Source organism: Bradyrhizobium oropedii (assembly GCF_020889685.1).
In the GTDB taxonomy this organism is placed as follows: domain Bacteria; phylum Pseudomonadota; class Alphaproteobacteria; order Rhizobiales; family Xanthobacteraceae; genus Bradyrhizobium; species Bradyrhizobium oropedii.
The window spans coordinates 1-790 of the sequence record NZ_JACMYO010000467.1 but is presented as its reverse complement, the minus strand read 5'-3'; the positions used below and the strand labels follow the sequence as shown (position 1 = coordinate 790).

Below are 790 nucleotides of genomic sequence, written 5' to 3'. Positions count from 1 at the left end.
GTTGGTGTGCCCTGACGCGGGCGGCTAAGCGGCAAGCAGTTTGGGAATGCGGATCAGGTTATAGGCGATCAGATTGAGCAGGAAGTCGGCGGCGACGCGAGCGATGCCACGATGTTTGGTCTTGCGCATGGTGCCGTGCTGCTTGCCCCATCCGAAGATGCACTCGACCATCGCCCGGCGCGATTGCGACATGCCGTACCCCGGATGCCGCGTGGTTCGTTCGTCGATGGCGCTGTTGCGGGTCTTGCCGGTTTTGGTGACGGCCTGGTTCTGTGTCACATGCGGCGTCACGCCGATGGCACGAAGATTGGCAACATGATCGGCGGTATCGTACGCCTTGTCCTCACCAGCCGTGATACGGCGGCCTGCGGCTTTGCGTCTCGCCTTCAGCATGGTCTCCGAAGCCCGGCGTTCGGCGGTGCCATTGGCATGCGTGACCTTGCCTGCCACCGCCAGCCCATGCCGGTTCTCCATGGTGGCGTGGCCCATATAGCAAAGCTTGGCCTCCCGTCCGACCGCCTTGCGATAAAGCCTGCTGTCCGGGTCGCTGGTACTCGCATGGGTGTCGTTCTTGCGCTTCTGGCCGTGGAAGTTGGCGCCGTCATCATCGTCGCCACTGCCGTCCTTGGGGCGAAAGCTCTTCTGTGAAGCCCAGGCTTCGATCAGCGTTCCATCCACCGAAAAATGCTCGTCCGACAGCAGCGTCCTGACCTGCGGATGGTTCAGAAGCCTGGTCATGAACTTCGTGAACACATCGCCGTTCTGCAGCCGCTCCCGGTTCTTGGTGAAG

General features: G+C 61.9%; 1 protein-coding gene. It reads right to left on the bottom strand.

Annotated features, from left to right (window positions below):
• Positions 1 to 24: 24 nt before the first annotated feature.
• A partial coding sequence (locus H8A95_RS43320) for an IS5 family transposase (protein WP_229188490.1) occupies positions 25 to 790 on the bottom strand: 766 nt, incomplete at its 5' end.